Raw genomic sequence first — 13,370 nt, forward strand, 5'->3', positions numbered from 1 at the left:
GGCCGTCATCGTTTGGAATAAGCCCTCGGTCCCGGGGCGGCGGGCAATTGCTATGATTTTCGGCCGATCTCATCTATCCCGCCACGCGGGCCAAACGACCATGACCGACATCAATTCCCAGTTCGAGCAAGCCCAGCAAGACGTCAAGCAACTGCCCGAGCGTCCGGGCAACCTGACGCTGCTGCGCCTCTATGCGCTCTTCAAGCAGGCGAGCGAAGGCGACGTGCACGGCGACAAGCCGGGCTTCACCGACATCGTCGGCAAATACAAGTACGATGCGTGGACGGCGCTCAAGGGCACCGCGCAGGACGCTGCGAAGCAGCAATACGTCGAACTCGTCGAATCGCTGAAGAGCGGCACCGCGGCCTGAGTTTCCGGCGCGCCAATCATCTGCCGAAATGGCCGTGTGGCAATGCTGCGACCGCCTCGCGGCGGTTTCGGACACGAAGCTCCGACCGCCGCCCTCACTCGCCTACTTCGTTCCGGCACTTTCTTCTGTCGGAATTGCCTGAATGGTGGCGCAGTGCAGCAAATGTCGCTATAATGCCGCCTGCGCTTCACTGCTTTGCCCGTTTTTCCAGCGGTCCTCGCGGCGCAGCGTCCATAGCGTTTGCTCCAATCCAGTTTAGAACCTGTCCCCTTCTGCCTAGCCCGCTCCGGGCTCAAGTCCCAGGCTGGCGACTCGCCATGTTGGCACGTCGCATCCGATACAGCTTCTAACGAAAAACTCGCCTTCATTGTCGCGAGTTGCCCCCGTTTTTCGATTTGCTCGCTGCTGTTTTGCTCGCTGAATCCGACGACTTGGGTATGCCGATTGGCGTTGACGTTTTCATCCGATGAACCACCCAGGATCGTTTTCAAGGATTCACATGACTTTGAGCAATACCTCCAGCAGCCCGTTGAACGCCATCGCCGACGAAACACTCGGTCTTTCGCCCGCCGCTCCCGAAGCCGCCGCGCAGGCTGACGCCAAGCCGACCTTCGCGTCGCTCGGCCTGTCCGCGGACGTCGTCTCCGCGCTGACCGCCGCCGGCTACGAGCACCCGACGCCGGTGCAGCAACGCGCGGTGCCGGCAGCGATCGCCGGCCGCGATCTGCTGGTTTCGAGCCCGACCGGCTCGGGCAAGACCGCCGCGTTCATGCTGCCCGCCATCGAGCGTTTCTCGCAGCTGCAAAAGACGCAGGCGAGCCAGCCGCGCGAACCGCGCCCGGCCGACGGTGGCCGCGGCCGCCGTCCGCAGCCGGTCGCGCGTCCTACCATGCTGGTGCTGACCCCGACCCGCGAACTGGCGATGCAGGTCACGACCGCCGCAGCGACGTACGGCAAGCACCTGAAGCGCCTGCGCACCGTCAGCATTCTTGGCGGCGTCGCTTATGGCCAGCAGCTGATGCTGCTCGCGAAGAACCCTGAAATCCTCGTCGCAACGCCGGGCCGTCTGATCGACCACCTCGAGCGCGGCCGCATCGATCTGTCGCAACTGCAGATCCTCGTGCTCGACGAAGCCGACCGCATGCTCGACATGGGCTTCATCGACGACATCGACACGATCGTCGCCCAAACGCCGGCTACGCGTCAGACCATGCTGTTCTCCGCCACGCTCGACGGCAAAATCGGCTCGCTGACCGGCCGTCTGTTGAAGGACCCGGAGCGGATCGAGATCGTCCAGCGCTTGGAACAGCGCACCAACATCGCGCAAACCGTCCACTACGTCGACGACCGCGATCACAAGGACCGTCTGCTCGACCATCTGCTGCGTGACGACGGCCTCGACCAGGCCATCGTCTTCACGGCCACCAAGATGGACGCCGACCAGTTGGCGGGCCGTCTGGCCGACGCCGGCTTCGAATCGGCCGCGCTGCACGGCGACCTGCCGCAAGGCGCGCGTAACCGCACGATCCGCGCACTGCGCGAGCGCCGCGTGCGCGTGCTGGTTGCGACCGACGTCGCCGCTCGCGGTATCGACATCCCGGGCATCACGCACGTGTTCAACTACGACCTGCCGAAGTTCGCCGAAGACTACGTGCACCGTATCGGCCGTACCGGCCGTGCGGGCCGCTCGGGTATCGCCGTAAGCCTCGTGCATCACGCCGAACAGGGCGCGTTGAAGCGCATCGAGCGCTTCGTGCGCACGCCGCTGCCGGTCAACGTCGTCGAAGGCTTCGAGCCGCGCAAGGCGGCGCCCTCGGGCAACGGCCGTCCTGGCTTCGGCGGCCGCGGCCGTCCTGGCGGTGGTAACGGCCGTCGCTTCGGCAGCGGCTCGGGCAAGCCGGGCGGCTACGGCGGCTCGCGCAACGGTAATGGCAATGGCAATGGCAATGGCAACGGCGGCGGCTGGGGTAACAAGTCGGCCGGCGGTTCGCGCGAAGGCTTCGGCGGTGGTTCGCGTGACGGCTACGGCGCGCGCCGCAGCGACGGTCCCCGTTCGGCACGTCGCGGCAGCTAATAGCGACCCACCTGACCGACCGGATGGCTTCGCGCCGTCCGTGACACTGAAGAAAACCGGCGCTCGGGCGCCGGTTTTTTTTCGTCTATCGACTGCCCGCCCCAAATTTCACGATGTAAAAAATTTTTTTGCGTCGTAAAAAATCATGCTGCAAGGCACAAGAAGGACTATTGCAACAGGGAAAATATCGTTTCTTATCGCGAAACGCAGGCATCAAGTCATTGATTTTATATAAAAATAAATATTAGAAAAACGCTTTGCGGCGTCTATTGCGTCTCCTTCGATTTGCCTAGACTCTTATATAAGACTTCACGAAACAGAACACCTCTCCGGGCCCGACGCTTCGAGAAGACAGAGTCACCCATCCTCCATAACTGGCATCGAAGGAGCACATCATGACCATGACCCGCGAACAGCAAGTGCAGCAACTCAAGCAGCAATGGGAAGCGGACCCGCGTTGGAAAGGTGTCAAGCGCACCTACTCGGCCGAAGACGTGGTGCGTCTGCGCGGCTCGGTGCAACCTGAGCACACGCTCGCGAAGCGCGGCGCGGAAAAGCTGTGGGCCGCCGTCAACAACGAGCCGTTCGTCAACTCGCTCGGCGCGCTGACCGGCAACCAGGCGATGCAGCAGGTGAAGGCTGGTCTGAAGGCAATCTATCTGTCGGGCTGGCAGGTCGCGGGCGATGCCAACGTCGCCGGTGAAATGTACCCGGACCAGTCGCTGTATCCGGCCAACTCGGTACCCCTCGTCGTCAAGCGCATCAACAACACGCTGACGCGCGCCGACCAGATCCAGTGGTCGGAAGGCAAGAACCCGGGCGATGAAGGCTACGTCGATTACTTCGCGCCGATCGTGGCCGACGCGGAAGCCGGTTTCGGCGGCGTGCTGAACGCGTTCGAACTGATGAAGGCGATGATCGAAGCGGGCGCGTCCGGCGTGCACTTCGAAGACCAGCTCGCATCGGTCAAGAAGTGCGGTCACATGGGTGGCAAGGTGCTCGTGCCGACCCGCGAAGCCGTCGCGAAGCTGACAGCCGCGCGTCTGGCCGCCGATGTGTCGGGCGTGCCGACCGTGCTGCTCGCCCGCACCGACGCGGAAGCCGCCGATCTCGTGACCTCGGACATCGACGACAACGACCGCCCGTTCCTGACCGGCGAGCGTACCGTCGAAGGCTTCTATCGCACGAAGCCCGGTCTCGAGCAGGCAATCTCGCGCGGCCTCGCCTATGCGCCGTACGCAGACATGATCTGGTGCGAAACCGGCAAGCCGGACCTCGAGTTCGCCAAGAAATTCGCCGACGCGATCCACAAGGAGTACCCGGACCAACTGCTGTCGTACAACTGCTCGCCGTCGTTCAACTGGAAGAAGAACCTCGACGACGCGACGATCGCGAAGTTCCAGCGCGAACTCGGCGCGATGGGCTACAAGTTCCAGTTCATCACGCTGGCCGGCTTCCACGCGCTGAACTACTCGATGTTCAACCTCGCGTACGGCTATGCGCGCAACCAGATGACCGCGTTCGTCGAAATGCAGCAGGCGGAGTTCGCGGCGGCCGAAAAGGGCTTCACCGCGGTCAAGCATCAGCGCGAAGTCGGCACCGGCTACTTCGACGCGGTCACGCAGACGGTCGAGCGCGAAGCATCGACGACCGCGCTGCACGGTTCGACGGAAAACGAGCAGTTCTTCGACAAGAAGGTCGCCTGAGATCAGCCAGTCGGGTTACGCAGTCCCGTGGCCTGAGCGCAGGAACGATCGGCAAACGTCGAGCGGCACCACCAGAGTGCCGCCGACGCGGGGAGGGCCGTGCCGTCCTGGATTGGTGAGAGCGTCAGCGCGAACGCCGACGGCCGGAGAGTCTCAAAGAAGCCAGCGCGCGGCAAGCGTGCGGCGAACCTGAACGCGCCGGCAGCGCCGCCGGCGCGCTTTTTTTCGAAGGCGGTGCATGCCGGCACGCTGCCGGCAGTGCCAAGCGATTCAGCGATAGACGATCACAGGAATTTTCGTATGCGTGAGCACGCGCTGCGTTTCACTGCCGATCAGCAGGCTGCCGAGCCCGCGCCGCCCATGCGATGCCATGAAGATCACGTCGCAGCGCCCCTGCTCGGCCGCTTCGATGATGCCGAGATACGGCGCCGGATGCACGCTCGTGCGGCTCTCGACACTGACGCCGACGCGGTGCGCCGCATGCTCGACTTCGCGCAGATGCACGCGCGCCTCGCGCTCGCTGCGTTGCAGGAACTCGCCGGGCGGTTCGACCACGACATCGGAGAACGGCGAGTACGGATATTGCGGCAGACAGGCGTATGCGGTAACGCGGGCGCCCACGGCCTGCGCGAGGTCGATCGCGCCCGCTATCGCCTTGCGTGACAGATCTGAACCATCGGTCGGAACCAGGATGTGCCTGAACATGATCCCCTCCGTCGCCGGCTGCCCGCAGCACGGCGTCAGCGTCCAACAAAGCCCAGGGTGCAGGCTGCTCGAAACGATTGTAATGCGTATGAATGCGGGTATTCGCGTCTGTCTGGAGATTGGAGCATCAGTCCCAGTAACCGGGTTCGCCGTACGTATGCTTGAGAAAGTCCAGAAACAGCCGCACCCGCAGCGGCAGATGACGGCGCTGCGGGAACACCGCGTGGATGCCGATCGGCGGCGCGGCGAATTCGTCGAGCACGCTGACGAGGCGGCCCGTCGCGATCTCCGCGCCGACCTCCCACCACGAGCGCCACGCGAGCCCGTGTCCGGCGAGACACCATTCGTGCAGCACCGCGCCGTCCGAGCACTCCATCGTGCCGGACACCTTGATCGACACGACCTTGCCGCCGTGCTGAAACATCCAGCCGCGCTGCTGGTTCGCGCTGGCGCCGAGCGCGAGACAGTTGTGGCGCGCGAGATCGGCCAGGCTGTGCGGCGCGCCGCGCCGGCTCAGATACGCGGGCGACGCGACGCATACGCGCCGGTTCTCCGCGAGCTTCAGCGACACCAGCGACGAATCGGGCAACTCGCCGAGCCGCACCGCGCAATCGAAACCTTCGTTGACGAGGTCGACGAGACGGTCGGACAGATCGAGCGTGATCGAGACGTCCGGATGCGCGACCGTGAACGCGGGCACCAGTGGCGCCACGTGCCGGCGCCCGAAGCCGGCCGGCGCCGACAGCCGGAGATGGCCGCTCGCCTTCACGCCGCCCGCCGACACGCTCGCCTCGGCGTTCTGCATGTCGTGAAGAATGCGCTGGCAGTCTTCGAGAAAGGCCGAGCCTTCGAAGGTCAGCGTGATCTTGCGCGTCGTGCGCACGAGCAGCTTGACGCCGAGGCGCTCCTCCAGTGCGTCGATGCGCCGGCCGATGATCGCGGGCGCGACGCCCTCGGCGAGCGCCGCCGCGGACAGGCTCCCTTTGGCCGCGACAGTGGCGAAGGTCTCGATCTGCTTGAAACGGTCCATGAACGATACGCGCCGCGGCGAGGCGGAAAAGGGAGCAGTGCGCGTCAGATTAGGGACGAAAAAGTAAAAGATCAAGTGATCTTTAGCCTATTTTTTAGCACCTAAGGTCAGCAATACAATCGATCCCGACCTCTGACAGGAGCGCATGGCAATGTCGGCCACAACGACACCTTCCCCGCGAGCAGTGATTTTCGACGCCTATGGCACGTTGTTCGATGTGCATTCGGTGATCGCCGCCGCGGAGCAACTGTTCCCCAGCCACGGCGAGGCGCTGTCGCAGCTGTGGCGCCAGAAGCAGATCGAATACACGCAATTGCGCACGCTCGCCGCGCGCAGCGACGCCCCCGGCGAACACTACCGCCCGTTCTGGGACATCACGCTCGACGCGCTGCGCTTCGCCGCGAAAAGACTGCAGCTCACGCTCGGCCGCGCGGCCGAAAAGCGGCTGATGGACGAATACGCGTGCCTGTCCGCATTTCCCGACGCGGTGCCCGTGCTGCGTGCGTTGCGCGAGGCCGCCGCCGCGCCACGCGTGGGGCTCGCGATTCTGTCAAACGGCAATCCGCAAATGCTCGACATCGCGGTCAAGAGCGCCGGCATGAACGCCCTCTTCGATCACGTGCTGTCGGTCGACGCCGTGCGCGCGTACAAACCCTCGCCTGCCGCGTATGCGCTCGGCCCCGACGCGTTCGGCGTGGCCGCGCGCGAGATCGTGTTCGTGTCGTCGAACGGCTGGGACGTCGCGGGCGCGACATGGTTCGGCTTCACGACGTTCTGGCTGAACCGGCAGAACCTGCCCGTCGAAGAGCTCGGCGTGACGCCGCATGGCACCGGTAGCGGCATGAACGATCTGCTGGACTTTCTGCGCACACTCGCGACGTCGTCACGCTCGAGCGGCGGCGGTCGAACGAAAGTTCCTGGCAGTGGCAGTCGCAAGCGCGCCGGCCCGCGCGTATGACGGCGCCCCTCGCATTCGGCAATCCACTTCCCACTTTTCAACCTTCGCATTTTTGCAATCTGACCGACCAAGGAGAAAACATGGCTAATTCGCTGTCGTTGCCGCAAGGCATGGAAATCACCGGCGACATCAAGCCCGGCTTTGAAGCGATCCTCACCCGCGAAGCGCTGGAACTCGTCGCGGCCTTGCACCGTACGTTCGAGCCGCGCCGTCAGCAGTTGCTGCAGGCGCGCGTCGAGCGCGCGAAGCGGCTCGACGCGGGCGAGCGGCTCGACTTCCTCGCCGCCACGAAGAACGTGCGCGAAGGCGACTGGAAGATCGCGCCGCTGCCGCAGGATCTGCAGTGCCGGCGCGTCGAGATCACCGGCCCCGTCGAGCGCAAGATGATCATCAACGCGCTCAATTCGGGCGCGGACTCCTACATGACCGACTTCGAGGATTCGAATGCGCCGAGCTGGGACAATCAGATCACCGGTCATATCAATCTGAAGGACGCGGTGCGCCGCACGATCTCGCTCGAACAGAACGGCAAGGCGTACCGGCTCAACGACAGGACCGCGACGCTGATCGTACGTCCGCGCGGCTGGCATCTCGATGAGAAGCACGTGAAGGTCGACGGCCAGCGCGTGTCGGGTGGCATCTTCGATTTCGCGCTATACATGGTGCACAACGCGAAGGAGTTGATCGCGCGCGGCTCGGGCCCGTACTTCTATCTGCCGAAGATGGAGAGCCATCTCGAAGCGCGGCTGTGGAACGACATCTTCGTCGCCGCGCAGGAAGCGGTCGGCGTGCCGCGCGGCACGATTCGCGCGACGGTGCTGATCGAGACGATCGTCGCCGCGTTCGAAATGGACGAGATCCTGTACGAGCTGCGTGAACATAGCTCGGGCCTGAACGCGGGCCGCTGGGACTACATCTTCTCGGCGATCAAGAAGTTCAAGAGCGACCGTGACTTCTGCCTCGCCGATCGCTCGCAGATCACGATGACCTCGCCGTTCATGCGCGCGTACGCGTTGCTGCTGCTGAAGACCTGCCATCGCCGCAACGCGCCGGCGATCGGCGGCATGAGCGCGCTGATTCCGATCAGGAACGATGCGGCCGCGAACGACAAGGCGATGGCCGGCGTGCGTTCAGACAAGGCGCGCGACGCGGGCGACGGCTACGACGGCGGCTGGGTCGCGCACCCGGGCCTCGTGCCGGTCGCGATGGAAGAGTTCGTCAAGGTGCTCGGCGATCGGCCGAACCAGATCGGCAAGCAGCGCGTCGACGTGCTCGTGACCGCGACCGACCTGCTCGACTTCCGCCCGGAAACGCCGATCACCGAAGCGGGCTTGCGCAACAATATCAACGTCGGCATTCACTACCTCGGTTCGTGGCTCGCGGGCAATGGCTGCGTGCCGATTCACAACCTGATGGAAGATACGGCCACCGCCGAGATTTCGCGCTCGCAGGTCTGGCAGTGGATCCGCTCGCCGAAGGGCAAACTCGACGACGGTCGCAAGGTGACGGTCGAACTGGTGCGCGAGCTCGCGGCGCAGGAGCTCGACAAGGTCAAACAGACGGTGGGCGGAGATACGAAGCCGTATGAGCGTGCCGCGCAGATCTTCGAGCAGATGTCGACCGCGGAGCAGTTCACCGATTTTCTGACGCTGCCGCTTTACGAAGAGATTTGATGGTGTTGATGATGCGGGCTCGAGCGCCTTGGGCCTGCTCGAGCCAGGTGATCGCATCGGCTTGAACGACGGCACGCCGCGGACATACGTGGCGCGCCGTTTTTTTTGCTCGCCTTCGTGGACCAGCTCAGCGCGTGCGCCGATGTTCGACCCAATCTCCTGAACGGATCTCGGGCAGCCCTTTTACAGCGCTCGGCGCGACCGGATAGAAGCGGCAATTCACGACGTTGCCGTCCACTTTGACCATCACCTCACGTGCCAGAAAACGATCCTCGACGCCCGGATACACGGCTTCGATTTCGTCGAGCACCGTGACGAGCGCATCGTCGATTTCATAGACGTCGCCGCGCACGTCGATACCCGCTTCGTCGACGACGAGACCCGGATAGGCGCCAAAATCGAACAGATGGCCGCGCACGGTGGTGCTGCCGAGCAGGCTCGGTGCGGGGATGTCGTTGCGCGCGGCGGCTTCGCTGATGTCGTTGGTTTCACCGGCACGCAGCGTGCCGTAGACAAAGACGGTCTGCATCGTCGTTGAGTCTCCATGGTCAGAGGTGATGTCGGTGGCTCGGGGGCCATCGGGACATTATGCAACGGCGGCCCGTCGGCAACAGAAACTGGGCACGGCCTACAATGCTTGATGCCCGCGGCGGTGAATGGCCTCGACCGCGCTTCGCCGTTGCCAGCTCCGTGATCCGAACCGACCTTGCCATGACCTCGTCCTCCGACTCCGACTTGTTGAGCCGCGTGCGTTTCGCCGACATACCGCCCGAGTTCGCGCCGAACGAGATGCATCCGATCCGCGTGCGCTCGCGGCCAATGCCGGCGGGCTGGCATATCGCGCGTCATACGCATGCCTGGGCGCAGGTCGCGTATGCGTCGCGCGGCGTGCTGCGGGTCGCAACGACGGGCACGACATGGATGGTGCCGCCATCGCGCGCAATCTGGTTGCCGCCGCATGTGACGCACGAAGTGGTCGCCGTCGAGGATGCGTTCCTGCGCACGCTGTACATCACCGAGAGTACGGTGCCGGCCGGGCTCGATACGCCGCGCGTCGTCGAAGTATCGAACCTGTTGCGCGAGGTGATTGCCGCGCTCGATACGGCTGGTCTGTCCGCCGCGCGCGAGCAGTTGCTCGGCGCGCTCGCGCTCGATGAACTGACGCGCTCCGAGCCGTTGCCGCTGTCCGTGCCGATGCCCAGCGAAAAGCGCCTGCGCGCGCTGTGCGAGGCCGTGATCGCCGACCCGATGCATGGCGAGTCGCTCGAGCAGTGGGCATCGACGGTGGGCGCGAGCACGCGCACGATCGCGCGGCTGTTCCGCCAGGAGCTGGGTGTGAGTTTTTCGCAGTGGCGTCAGCAGGCGATTCTCGCGCGCGCCATTCCATTGTTGAGCCAGGGACGACCGCTGTCGCACGTCGCGCAGGAACTGGGCTATCAGAGCCAGAGCGCCTTCTCCGCGATGTTCCGGCGTGCGTTCGGCGCGAGTCCACGCGCGTTTATCGAGCGAGGCGCCGAGCATCGCGCGAGCAACGGCGAGCATGATGACGCGCAAGCGGATGATGAAACGGCACAGGATCAAGCCGGTTCGACGGACGTCGCCGAGCGGTGAATGGCGACAACTAGCGCTGCGCGTCGGCCATCAATGCGGGGCACGCCTCAAACCCGCCGCGCCAGATGACGGATTGCGCCTAGCTGCGCGAGCCGCGGCCCGGTGAGCTTATAGCCCTTGCGCTGATAGAGCCGCGCCGCCGGATTGTCGACGAACACGCGCAACTGCAACTCGCGCAGCCCGCGCTCGCGCGCCCATTGATGCGAGATGTCGAGCAGGAACGTACCGGCGCCAAGCCGACGATATCCTTCGGCGATCTGCACGTCGCGGATATGCAGCGAATCACCCTCCTCGGTGATACGCAGCACGCCCATCGGCACGCCATCCACTTCGAGAATGAAATTCTCCGATTCGCGCCAACTGCCGAGAAACAGATCGCTGCGCCACACCAGATGATGCCGGCGATAGTAGCCGCCCATGTTGTTGCGGGTCAGCGCCTCGGCAAACTCGAAATCGTCCATGCTGGCCGTGCGCAGATGAAACGGTGACGGAGCTTCGGTGGGATCGAACATGGCAGGACCGCGAGGATGAGTCGGATAAACGGTAAAACAGGCCGCGCGCGCTGGCAATGGCTGTTTGTCCCGAGCCTTCCGGGAGGCGGTCGGCAACGGCAGTAGAAACGGAGCGGTTACGGTCCTATGAGCAGGCGCCATCACCCGCTCACCAGCACGACGGCTGCGGACATACACGTTCGCATCGTCGGCACAGCGCACGAAGCAGTGGCCGCGCCGTTCCAGTTCCTTGTCCACCACGTCGAGCAACACGTTGGCCAGCAACGGCGGATCAGCCGGATCACGCTGGCCTCCCCAATTCGTTTTCTGTTTATGGCGGGACTTGCACTCGCAGGAGTGCGCCCATGCTGGGCGCACAATAAAAAAAGCCCACTTCTTGCGAAGTGGGCTTTCTCAAATCTGGCGGAGCGGACGGGGCTCGAACCCGCGACCCCCGGCGTGACAGGCCGGTATTCTAACCAACTGAACTACCGCTCCAGATTTTGCATCGCAGCCTGCGAGCCATACTCTCAGCCTGCTGCACCGTTCAAACTTCCAACCGAACGACGCCGATGTTCTGGCGTCCCCTAGGGGATTCGAACCCCTGTACTCACCGTGAAAGGGTGATGTCCTAGGCCTCTAGACGAAGGGGACAACGTACTGCTTACAGCTTTAATGAAAAAGCCCGTTCAAGTATGTGTGAACGGGCTTTGTCTGGCGGAGTGGACGGGACTCGAACCCGCGACCCCCGGCGTGACAGGCCGGTATTCTAACCAACTGAACTACCACTCCAGTCTTTACACCCTGCTTGCGAGCGTCGGTTAATTCTCTGCAAGCTGCGCTGCTCTACTACTCGAATACTAAAGCGACGCTGATGTTTGGCGTCCCCTAGGGGATTCGAACCCCTGTACTCACCGTGAAAGGGTGATGTCCTAGGCCTCTAGACGAAGGGGACAAAATCTTTTCAGATCCGTCTCAATTCGCTTTTGACTTGATCAACTCGCGCTAACTTTTCAGTTAATTCGCCAAGCTATTTTCTGGTCAACAGCGAAGACCGCTACTTTAACTACATTTCAGCGATTTGGGAAGTCTTTTTTCTACAACCATTAGACTTCTTAACCACTTTCACCTCTCTGCTCTGTTGGTGGAGGTAAGCGGGATCGAACCGCTGACCTCTTGCATGCCATGCAAGCGCTCTCCCAGCTGAGCTATACCCCCGCACACATCAGAGAAACGAGATTTTAGAGGGCGATCTGCGCTTTGTAAATACCCTTTGAGCAATTACATTCGAATTTTCTCCGGATGCATGCGAAACCTCTGACACGCCGCCAACGGATTAGCCACGCGCTTTTTCGATGCGGCTAACGACGACGTCGCGACCAAACAGCATCAGCACGCTATCGATCGACGGTGTATGCGTCGTACCCGCCACCAGCAGACGCACCGGCATCGCGAGCTGCGGCATCTTCAGCTTGTGCGTGCCGAGCGTCGCTTTCAGCGCGGCCGCGATCGCCTCCTTGGTCCATTCGACCGTATTCAATGCAGCGGCCAGATCAGCGAGCGCCGGACGAACCGCGTCGGTGACGTGCTGTGCAAGCGACTCAGCGTCGGGCGCCGGGGTGCGATAGAACATCGCGGCGTTCTGCGCGATCTCCTTCACGGTCGACGCCCGATCCTTCATCAGGCCCACCACGCCCGTCAGATCCGGACCTTGGGCGAGTGTGGCTTCGTCGATGCCGAGCTCCGCGAAGAACGGTTTCGCCAGTTCGGCGAGGCGTGCGTTGTCGGCTTCCTTGATGTAGTGCGCGTTGAGCCAGTTCAGCTTGTCATGGTCGTACTGCGCCGGCGACTTGCCGAGGTGCTCGAGATCGAACCACTCGACGAACTGCTCGCGCGTGAAAATTTCCGCGTCACCATGCGACCAGCCGAGGCGCGCCAGATAGTTGACGACCGCTTCCGGCAGATACCCCGCATCGCGATAACCCATCACGCTCATTGCGCCGTGGCGCTTGCTCATCTTCTCGCCCTGCTCGTTCAGCACGGTCGGCAGGTGTGCATACACCGGCGGCTCGCCACCGAGCGCGCGCAGTATGTTGATCTGGCGCGGCGTGTTGTTGACGTGGTCGTCGCCACGAATCACGTGAGTGATGCGCATGTCGAGATCGTCGACGACGACGCAGAAGTTATACGTCGGCGTGCCGTCCGGACGCGCGATCACGAGGTCGTCGAGTTCTTCGTTCGAGATTTCGATGCGGCCTTTCACCGCGTCGTCCCACGCGACCACGCCGGTCAGCGGATTGCGAAACCTTAGCACCGGCGTCACGCCCACGGGCGGCTCCGGCAGCACCTTGCCCGGCTCCGGGCGCCACGTGCCGTCGTAGCGCGGCTTTTCGCCTGCTTCGCGCTGGCGCTCGCGCAGCGCGTCGAGCTCTTCGGTCGACATGTAGCACGGATAGACGAGCCCCGCCTCCTGCATCTGCTTCAGCACTTCGCGGTACCGGTCCATGCGCTGCATCTGGTAGAACGGGCCTTCGTCGAAATCGAGGCCGAGCCACGCCATGCCTTCGAGAATCGCGTCGACGGATTCGGTCGTGGAGCGCTCGAGGTCGGTGTCCTCGACCCGCAGCACGAAGGTCCCTTTCATCTTGCGCGCGAACGCCCACGGATACAGCGCGGAGCGGATGTTGCCCAGGTGGATGAAGCCGGTGGGACTCGGTGCGAAACGGGTACGAACGGAGGTGGTCATTAGCGG

The 13,370-nt window shown here is 63.4% G+C and carries 11 protein-coding genes, 5 tRNA genes and 1 pseudogene; 6 read left to right on the forward strand and 11 right to left on the reverse strand.

The window, feature by feature from the left end; all coding sequences use genetic code 11:
• Positions 1-100: 100 nt before the first annotated feature.
• From F6X39_RS02000 to aceA, 3 genes are all read left to right on the forward strand, one after another.
• Positions 101-370: an acyl-CoA-binding protein gene (locus F6X39_RS02000; RefSeq protein WP_187615394.1), complete on the forward strand. Its 270-nt coding sequence runs from the start codon at positions 101-103 to the stop codon at positions 368-370.
• 499 nt (positions 371-869) lie between these two features.
• Entirely contained in the window at positions 870-2,444 is a 1,575-nt protein-coding gene (locus F6X39_RS02005; protein ID WP_187615395.1) for a DEAD/DEAH box helicase, read from the forward strand.
• A 401-nt stretch (positions 2,445-2,845) separates the two neighbouring features.
• Entirely contained in the window at positions 2,846-4,150 is a 1,305-nt protein-coding gene (aceA, locus tag F6X39_RS02010; RefSeq protein WP_187615533.1) for an isocitrate lyase, read from the forward strand.
• A gap of 270 nt (positions 4,151-4,420) precedes the next feature.
• Here aceA and F6X39_RS02015 read toward each other — a convergent pair whose 3' ends face one another.
• Positions 4,421-4,855: a universal stress protein gene (locus F6X39_RS02015; RefSeq protein ID WP_090800630.1), complete on the reverse strand. Its 435-nt coding sequence runs from the start codon at positions 4,853-4,855 to the stop codon at positions 4,421-4,423.
• A 127-nt stretch (positions 4,856-4,982) separates the two neighbouring features.
• A complete protein-coding gene (locus F6X39_RS02020; RefSeq protein WP_187615396.1) occupies positions 4,983-5,885 on the reverse strand; it encodes a LysR family transcriptional regulator in 903 nt (300 codons plus the stop codon).
• A gap of 151 nt (positions 5,886-6,036) precedes the next feature.
• Here F6X39_RS02020 and F6X39_RS02025 point away from each other — a divergent pair, with 151 nt between their 5' ends.
• Both F6X39_RS02025 and aceB read left to right on the forward strand, forming a co-directional pair.
• Positions 6,037-6,843: a haloacid dehalogenase type II gene (locus F6X39_RS02025; RefSeq protein ID WP_187615397.1), complete on the forward strand. Its 807-nt coding sequence runs from the start codon at positions 6,037-6,039 to the stop codon at positions 6,841-6,843.
• 80 nt (positions 6,844-6,923) lie between these two features.
• A complete protein-coding gene (aceB, locus tag F6X39_RS02030; RefSeq protein ID WP_187615398.1) occupies positions 6,924-8,516 on the forward strand; it encodes a malate synthase A in 1,593 nt (530 codons plus the stop codon).
• A gap of 127 nt (positions 8,517-8,643) precedes the next feature.
• Here the strand turns inward: aceB and F6X39_RS02035 are convergent, their stop codons facing one another.
• The gene (locus F6X39_RS02035; protein ID WP_187615399.1) at positions 8,644-9,045 is read right to left on the reverse strand and encodes a gamma-glutamylcyclotransferase; all 402 of its coding nucleotides are present in this window, start codon (positions 9,043-9,045) and stop codon (positions 8,644-8,646) included.
• Between the two features lie 182 nt (positions 9,046-9,227).
• On the opposite strand from F6X39_RS02035, the gene F6X39_RS02040 reads away from it, so the two are divergent.
• Positions 9,228-10,127, forward strand: a complete 900-nt coding sequence (locus tag F6X39_RS02040) for an AraC family transcriptional regulator (RefSeq protein WP_184066258.1) — start codon at positions 9,228-9,230, stop codon at positions 10,125-10,127.
• Positions 10,128-10,174: 47 nt separating this feature from the next.
• Here the strand turns inward: F6X39_RS02040 and F6X39_RS02045 are convergent, their stop codons facing one another.
• The 8 genes and pseudogenes from F6X39_RS02045 to gltX all read right to left on the reverse strand — a co-directional run bounded on the left by F6X39_RS02045 (position 10,175) and on the right by gltX (position 13,364).
• On the reverse strand, positions 10,175-10,639 hold the full coding sequence (locus tag F6X39_RS02045; protein WP_187615400.1) for a GNAT family N-acetyltransferase: 465 nt from the start codon (positions 10,637-10,639) through the stop codon (positions 10,175-10,177).
• A 123-nt stretch (positions 10,640-10,762) separates the two neighbouring features.
• Positions 10,763-10,906 (reverse strand): annotated as a pseudogene (locus F6X39_RS36320) (group II intron reverse transcriptase/maturase); the annotation flags it as partial.
• A 133-nt stretch (positions 10,907-11,039) separates the two neighbouring features.
• Positions 11,040-11,116, reverse strand: a tRNA-Asp gene (locus F6X39_RS02050).
• A gap of 80 nt (positions 11,117-11,196) precedes the next feature.
• A tRNA-Glu gene (locus F6X39_RS02055) sits at positions 11,197-11,272 on the reverse strand.
• 61 nt (positions 11,273-11,333) lie between these two features.
• Positions 11,334-11,410 (reverse strand) — tRNA-Asp (locus tag F6X39_RS02060).
• Positions 11,411-11,497: 87 nt separating this feature from the next.
• Positions 11,498-11,573: transfer RNA gene (locus tag F6X39_RS02065), tRNA-Glu, on the reverse strand.
• A 187-nt stretch (positions 11,574-11,760) separates the two neighbouring features.
• Positions 11,761-11,836: transfer RNA gene (locus tag F6X39_RS02070), tRNA-Ala, on the reverse strand.
• A gap of 118 nt (positions 11,837-11,954) precedes the next feature.
• Positions 11,955-13,364 (reverse strand): glutamate--tRNA ligase, encoded by a 1,410-nt coding sequence (gltX, locus tag F6X39_RS02075; protein WP_187615401.1) that lies wholly within the window; start codon positions 13,362-13,364, stop codon positions 11,955-11,957.
• Positions 13,365-13,370 lie beyond the last annotated feature (6 nt).

It is taken from the genome of Paraburkholderia sp. UCT2 (genome assembly GCF_014397665.1).
Taxonomy (GTDB): domain Bacteria; phylum Pseudomonadota; class Gammaproteobacteria; order Burkholderiales; family Burkholderiaceae; genus Paraburkholderia; species Paraburkholderia tuberum.